Origin of the sequence: Polaribacter marinus (genome assembly GCF_022662535.1) — a bacterium.
GTDB lineage: Bacteria > Bacteroidota > Bacteroidia > Flavobacteriales > Flavobacteriaceae > Polaribacter > Polaribacter marinus.
In genome coordinates, this window is record NZ_JAKQYM010000025.1 from 1 (window position 1) to 7,204 (window position 7,204).

A 7,204-nucleotide genomic window follows, 5' to 3' on the forward strand; every position below is an offset into this window, starting at 1 on the left:
TTATATTGAAAACACACATTGATAAAATCATAAATTCCAATTTTCAGAATATGAGTGAGCGCAATTTTTGGCAACGTATTTATGTATGAAATGTAGCGTATAAATAAACGCTAACTTTTCGGATTTAGCACAAGCCAAATTTTTAATTTTTATGTTTAATTTTCTTTTCTAAATATAACCAAATTAAAAATTTGGCGTACTTTGTAAATATACAAAAACCTCTTGGAAAGCCTATAATAGCTATATTTTATACACGTTGTTGTGCATAGTGCTTCACGTTCAGCTTGGTTTTCCGATGTTTGTTATTTAGTTCGGATTGAGCGTTGGCGAGACATACTCTTTTGCAATTTTTGGCGTAGCGTTGGCTGATGCGAATTGTAAATGTGTATGGCTCAAGCATTGGCATATTCTTTTTCAAAATAAGAATTCACATAGTCAATCGGAATTTTCTCCTGTTCAAGACGCCAGTTGTTTTCTTTTAAAATATCGTATAGCATTTGCTCTTTTTCAGTTAGATTAAGTTGTGTCAAAACTTTTGAAATCGTACCGTAATCTTTTTCAAAAAACTTTTCAAATGTTTCCTCGTCCATAAAGATGCTCTTTACATTAGGAAAATACCCTCTAAACTGAGATAATATTTCAAAGCCTTGAACGTCTATATCCCCCCAATAAAGTAATTTTTTATGATTGAACCATTCCACATTTTTTAAGTTAGAAACACTAAATCCGCTTCCAAAAAGTGCAATGGTTTTGTTCATTTTCGGCAGTGTCAGGGCAGTATAAAAATTTGTTTTATTTTCAAATACAATTATCTTTTCAATTGGTAAATTAAGGTTTTCAAACTGACTAATAGGAATAGCAATATCATCTAATCCTGAAAAAAATCTTTGGCTTATTTCTTTGTCAAGTACTTTAAACCGAATTTGTGGCTCAGCATATTTTAGATTAAACCTTTTTTCAAATTGCTTTTTATCTTTTTGGGTATAGTCGGAAATTACTATATCGAGCAACTCTTTAATAACACCTCGATTATTCTCTATAAATTTGGTGTGAACTTTTATTGGTAATTCTCTTATATATAAGTTTGGTGTAGGATTGTGTTTAAAGTATAGGCATACTTTTAATATATCATCCCAATTATTCTGATTCTGAATAACCTTTATAGGTTTATTGATTATCCATTCTTCTAAATCTGGGAATACATTAGTTATTTTATTTACGTTAAATTTAAAAAAATCAACCTCTTTTCGTTTGCTCAAAAATTTTAAAAAATCTCGTTCTGTTTCAAAATATATGGAAATGGGTAAATCCTGTGTACCTAAATGCTTTGTCTTAACTTTTTGAAAATCTAAAGTATAGCCATAGCCATTCTTTTCTTTGGATTGACTAACAATTGCTTTTATTTCCTTCTCAAATTCAGGTAATGACGATTTAGTATATTTTTTATCTCCTCTAATAATTAGTTTATCAAAAGGTGTTTTACTAACCAATGATTTAAGATAATCTATATATTTTCTTTCGGCTTTTTTTCTTATTTCCTGTGGCGTAATCATTGGTTGATTAAATAATTCTCTTTTTCTTTTTTGAATTGTTCTATTGGCATATCGTAAAGCCAAGAATGCCTTTCTTCTTTTCGTTCAACAAAATGTACAAAAGAAATATCATTTTCTACTATATGAATATTGTCACTAGGTGTAACCACTAATAATTGCAAATGAAGTTGTTTACATAGCGTAACCAAATAGCGGGCTTTATCTTCATCTTGAGCTTTAAAGGCTTCATCAATTGCTATAAAGCGAAATGAATCACTTTGCAAACCTTCTTTAGTTAAGCCAAACTGATATGCTATTGCAGAGCCTAAGATGGTGTAAGTTAGTTGTGCTTTTTCGCCACCAGAAAGTTGACCCATATTTTCATAAGTTTTAAACTTTTGGTCATTTTCTTTATAAAATTCTTCGGCTTTGTAATTGTACCACGAACGAACGTCAGTTACTTTTTTACGCCATTCTTCCTTGTCAAGCTTTGAAATTAAAGGCTCTATGTGATTATAAAAGTGATGTTTTCGTCCGTCAATGGAAGCATTAACTTCTCTTATATTCGGAATGGCATCATTAAGTAATTTTCTAAATTCCTTTACTTCATCGTTGATTTTGTTCGGTGCGACCAGTTGAATGTATGTTTTGGGTTTATTTTTAAAATCAATTTCTTTCAATGAATCATTAAGATGTTCAATGTTTTCTTTGATGGAATCAGACCAATTTTCAAAGAACATTCTAAAATCGCCTACTTTATTGGTAATAGTCTCTTGCAAGTAATCGTTGAATTTTTTCTCGAATTTTGGAAGGTTGTCGTTTTCTAGCTTTTCTAAAAACTTTTGGTATTCACCTATAAATTCTAAGTTGGTAGAATCTGGTAGTGAATTAACATCAGATCGCCAATCCTTGAATTTGTTCGTAATAGTTTCTGTTGGACGTTTAAAAGCATTGATTTTAATGACAACTTCTCTTTCGTTACGCTGTTTTTGTTTGTTTAATTCTGATGTTTCTTCTGAGTTTTTATTCTGAAAATTTTTACGTGCTATTTCAAAATTTGCATAATCAATATCTTCCAAATCAGGATTGTTTATCTCGAATTCTGAAACAACAATCTCACCTAAATTCTCAAAGATAGCTTTGTTATTATTTACAGTATTAATCACAGAATCAATTTCTGTTTGCTTTTTACCTTTTTCTATTACTTTATTTTCAATCTCAACTTCTGATAGTTGCTTTAAATCATCTTGTACTTTCTTTAACTGCTCTTGTAATTTTTTTACTCTGTCATTAGTCTTTTCTAAATCTTCTTTCTGCTCTGTTTTTTCCTGTATTTGGTTCGCATAAGTTTCCCAGTTTATGTCATCGTATTTGTCAAATTTTGAAAATAGATTATGGCATTCATCTCTGTATATTCCTAAGTTTTTTATTTCAGTTTTTTTATCGGAAATAGCAGTTTTATTTTCTATTTGAAGTCCTTGTTGCTTTTTAAGTTCTTTTCTCAAAGCAGAAACCTTTTCGGTGTTATCCCAACCCAAAACGTAATTTTCTCTTCTTGAAATATGCTTACGGTCGTCTTTTTCGTGTTTTCCTTTTCTGAATTTTATTAATCCGTTTTGCGTGATTGCCATTTTTGAATAGCGTTCAAATTCTGGAAGATTATCTACACAAACAAAGTCAAACTGCGCTTCCAAATAGCTCTCAATCCATTCGTAATATGGTGTTTTGGTTTTAATATTAATTTTTTTAACCAAAGATTTTTCGTTAATATTTTTATTTTGAAAATTTTTGAGATAATCTTCTTCTTCTTCTTCTTCGTATTTGTCGTAACGGATTCTACCACGTAAATTATTACCGTTAACATACTTGTTTACTTCAGAATAATATTTTGGTGGAACAATCAATCGCAATGCAAAGTTGTGAAGTACCTTTTCAATGGAAGATTCCCAAGCCAACTCTTCTTGTTTTACTTGAATAAGCTCTCCAATAAAAGGGATTTCTTCTTTTGTGGCTCCTATATATTCAATTAATTCTTCACGTATTTCTGCAACACGACCAACTATATTATTTTTATTTTTTTGTAATGTCTTGATGGTATTTACTATATCATCCGTGGATGTTTCGTAATCATCAGCCTTGTTTTTTAGCAAGCGAAGACTTTCGCTTTCATCCTCAATTTTTTCTTGTGTTTCTTGCTTTAAATTTTTTGCTTTTTCACGGTTCGAAGTAAAAGTTTCTTTGTTTGGATTTGTATTCAAGCTTATACTTTGGGCAATTTTATTGTAATCATCAAGTTTTCCGCTTCTTAATTCTCGACTCTTGGTAAGTTGTTTTATCTCCTTTTCTAAATCCTTAATTTGGCTTCCCACTTCATCTTTTTCAATAGCAATTGAAATTTTTCTTTCGTCTGCTTTCAGACTTTCTTCTTGATTTCTGAGTTCCTTTAATTCTTGGTTTAATTGCTCTAATTTAACTTTACATCGTTTTAATTCTTTTTCGCCTAACTCAACACCTTTTTTAGCAAACCAAAAGACAGCTTTTTCTTTTGAATCTTCCAATTGTTGTAAGTTTTTTTGAATTTCATTTAGATTGTTCGCAATGTCATTAATCGGTGTAAGTTGTGCAATCTGTTCTTTGGCTTTTTCAATATTGGTTTTGGCATCCATTAATGTCAAAAAGCTTTCTTTCAATTGTATGAATTCCGTTTCGGCATCTTGCTCTTCCAGCATATTTGTCCTTATAAATTCATCTAAATCTTCCAAAACCTTTACTCCAACGACTTGATTAAATAAACTCAACGCTTTGATTGATCGCATACCAAATAAATGGAACATTCTTTCACCATAATCAGTTGGCCCATTTAAAAATTCTATTCTGCGCTTTATACTGTTTTCGTTGTATGTTTTATCTAAGCGCTTCTTCCAATTACCCTTAGAATCAAATTCACTAAAATCTTTTTGTATTTCAAGAGGAACGTGTGCAATACCAAATTGCCTTTTCATTTCATTATTTGAAAACCAACGTACTTGGAATAACGTTATTTTTTTGTCGTCTGTATTTTGAAAATGAGCGAGGATTACAGAATAGGTGTTTGTTTCACGCAGTTTTTGAGTTGACGATGTAGATTTGCCTTCTTCTTGAATATTGCCATAATGCCCAAGAACGTAGGTTTCTTCTGTTCGGTCTCCTTTCTTTTCAACTCCAGATGATTGATTGTAAAATCTAGTTCTTTTAGCTGGAACCATTAAGGTTAGTAAAGCATCGATATAGGTGCTTTTACCAGACGCATTCGCTCCAGTCAAGAGTGAGTTGTGTCCTTGCGGATTTATTCTAAATATATTTTGGTCAAATGTTCCCCAGTTAAAAACTTCCATATATTGAAGTCTGAATCCGGCGGTGTCAGAACTTGTGCTAAACAGACTCAACATATTCTTGTAGTTTGTTTTTAAAATCCTGTAATATATCCAGTGTTATTTTTTCTTTGATAATTCGATGTATTTGATATTTCGTTTCGTTGTCTTTCTTGTTAATCTCTTTTAAAAAACCCAATTCTACAGCATTTGAAATATATTTATTCAACTTTTGCTGAAATTTCATCTTATTGTATCCTTCTTGTAAAAAAAGCTCCAATTCATTTTTAATTTCAGTATCAGTTATAAATTTTTCAGATGTTAATTGTGTAGGATTACTATCAAAATCTTCTAAACTTTGTCTTAATACTAATAGAACTATTGATGTTTCAAATCCAATCTGACGTCTTGTTATTAATCCAAGTGTTTTGCCTTCGCTATCTTCAAATTGTTTTACAAATGCAAACCCATCGTCTTTCTTGACAATGAGTTCCAAGCCTATTTGAGCTAAATATTCCTGAATCTGTTCTTGATAATTAATAATATCTTCCCATACGCTTGAGTTTCTTTCGATAACACCTTTAAGCAGTTTTACTATTGCTTTGCTATATGGTTTAATGCTTTGTTCTAAGTTGCTCATTTGGTCAAAATGATTTCGGGTATTGTTATCTGTTTATTGTTTTCGGTATCAAAAATCACACACTGAGTTTTATCTGTGTTTATAATATGTTTGAATTCTTTTGAAACACCAATATATCCAAATAATTCTGGTAAACCTTTTTGAATACCTCCATAATTTTCAATAACATCTAAAACCGTTGTTTGTGACTTATCTTTAAGAATGTTTTTTATTCTTTTTCTTAATAGTTCTTTATCAATAATTGATTGAGAAAACAGTTTACTTAAATGAGTGGAAGATGTAATGTCTTCGTCAGCAATTTGTGGTTTTTCTGAATAAACTATTTCTTCCTTTTGTTCAAAGGTTAATTTTCGTTCAAATGGGATATTAATTTCTTGACTATCTTCCAACTCAAATGAAATATTTGAATTTGGTTTTTTACTGTATAATTCTACTAGGTTTTTTTTAATTTCTTGAATTACTCTTTTAGTTAGTTCAGATTTGGAACTTTCACTTTCACGAATAATTCGGCTTAGCTTATCAGCCATTTTATCGTTGGCTTTATATACTTTTTGTCCTGAATAGTGCAGGTGTTTTTTCATTCCTTTTAAGAATGGGTCATTGATAGGAATAGATTTTTCTTCTAATGTTTTATACAGCTCTGAGGTCAAGCTTTCCCATTTGCTCTGTAATTCAGGATTTAAGATGAAAGACCAAAAAGCATAAAAACTTTTTCCTTGTTGACTTTCTTTTAGTCCTTCAAGAGCGTCAAAGGTAAATTCCAAAATATCACTTTTATTTAAACTACCATCTGCGTGTTTTCTGTAAATTCCTTTTGTAATATCCTTAAAATTATCTTCTACTTCTTTAAAATCGGAAAGTAGTTCTTTGGCGGATTGATTGATTTGATTAAAACGTGGAAGTATTTCAAACTCCTCAAAAACTTTAACGTCTTCACCTGTTTTTATTCGTTGAATTTGTTGTTCGATTTCCAGTTTCTTCTCTTCTAAAAGTTCTATTCTTTTTTCAGTATCCTCATTGGTAAATTCGACTAGTTCTTTTAATTGATTTAAGATATTGTTGAATTTTGATTCAGTACCGACAAATTCTTCTTTTTTTAAGTTCGCTAACCAGTCTATGGCTTTGTTGGAATGGGCTGAAAGTTCAAAGTACACATCACCTTGCTCATCAGGATAATTAGTTAAAAAACCTTTATTAGTCCAATTGAGAATATATTTTTTAGCTTTCTCTTCATAAGTATCAAATACAGTGATTTCACTTTCTTCGTCATTTTCAACCTTTTTGTACTCCAAATAGTCTGCTAATTGAGTATGAATTTTGTCGGAAGTAATTACGACTTGATTTTTTGAAAACACTTTAATTAGAAATTCAACAATCATATCTCTATTCCGTAAACGCAACAATTCTACACTTGGCGAAGTGTTTAGAGTTTTTAAGATTTTAGAACTTTCTATCATTTAATTCAATTGTGTTGAGCGTTGGCAGAAACAGCTCTTTTATTTTTTCAGCGTTGGCATTTCGCATTGGCAAAAAATAAATGTGCTGTTTGCGCGTTGGCTTTTTTAGTTCAAATGTTCAACTTTTACACGATTTCCGCATTATGCACAACGTGTTTGTGTAATAAAAGTTGCGATTTATGTGAACGGCTATTTTCCGCAGGAAAATAGAAGTGAATAAAAAAG

4 protein-coding genes are annotated in these 7,204 nt (G+C 30.7%); all 4 read right to left on the reverse strand.

The window, feature by feature from the left end:
- Window positions 1-392: 392 nt before the first annotated feature.
- From MC378_RS14880 to MC378_RS14895, 4 genes are read right to left on the reverse strand one after another with little or no spacing between them, the layout of a single operon-like run.
- Window positions 393-1,553 carry a Wadjet anti-phage system protein JetD domain-containing protein gene (locus tag MC378_RS14880; RefSeq protein ID WP_242179590.1) on the reverse strand — a complete coding sequence of 387 codons (1,161 nt, stop codon included), beginning with the start codon at window positions 1,551-1,553 and terminating at the stop codon, window positions 393-395.
- Entirely contained in the window at window positions 1,550-4,906 is a 3,357-nt protein-coding gene (locus MC378_RS14885; protein ID WP_242179591.1) for an ATP-binding protein, read from the reverse strand. The genes MC378_RS14880 and MC378_RS14885 overlap by 4 nt, the downstream gene beginning before the upstream one ends.
- Window positions 4,907-4,943: 37 nt before the next feature.
- Entirely contained in the window at window positions 4,944-5,522 is a 579-nt protein-coding gene (locus tag MC378_RS14890; RefSeq protein ID WP_242179592.1) for a DUF4194 domain-containing protein, read from the reverse strand.
- Window positions 5,519-6,979, reverse strand: a complete 1,461-nt coding sequence (locus tag MC378_RS14895; protein ID WP_242179593.1) for a DUF3375 domain-containing protein — start codon at window positions 6,977-6,979, stop codon at window positions 5,519-5,521. The genes MC378_RS14890 and MC378_RS14895 overlap by 4 nt, the downstream gene beginning before the upstream one ends.
- Window positions 6,980-7,204 lie beyond the last annotated feature (225 nt).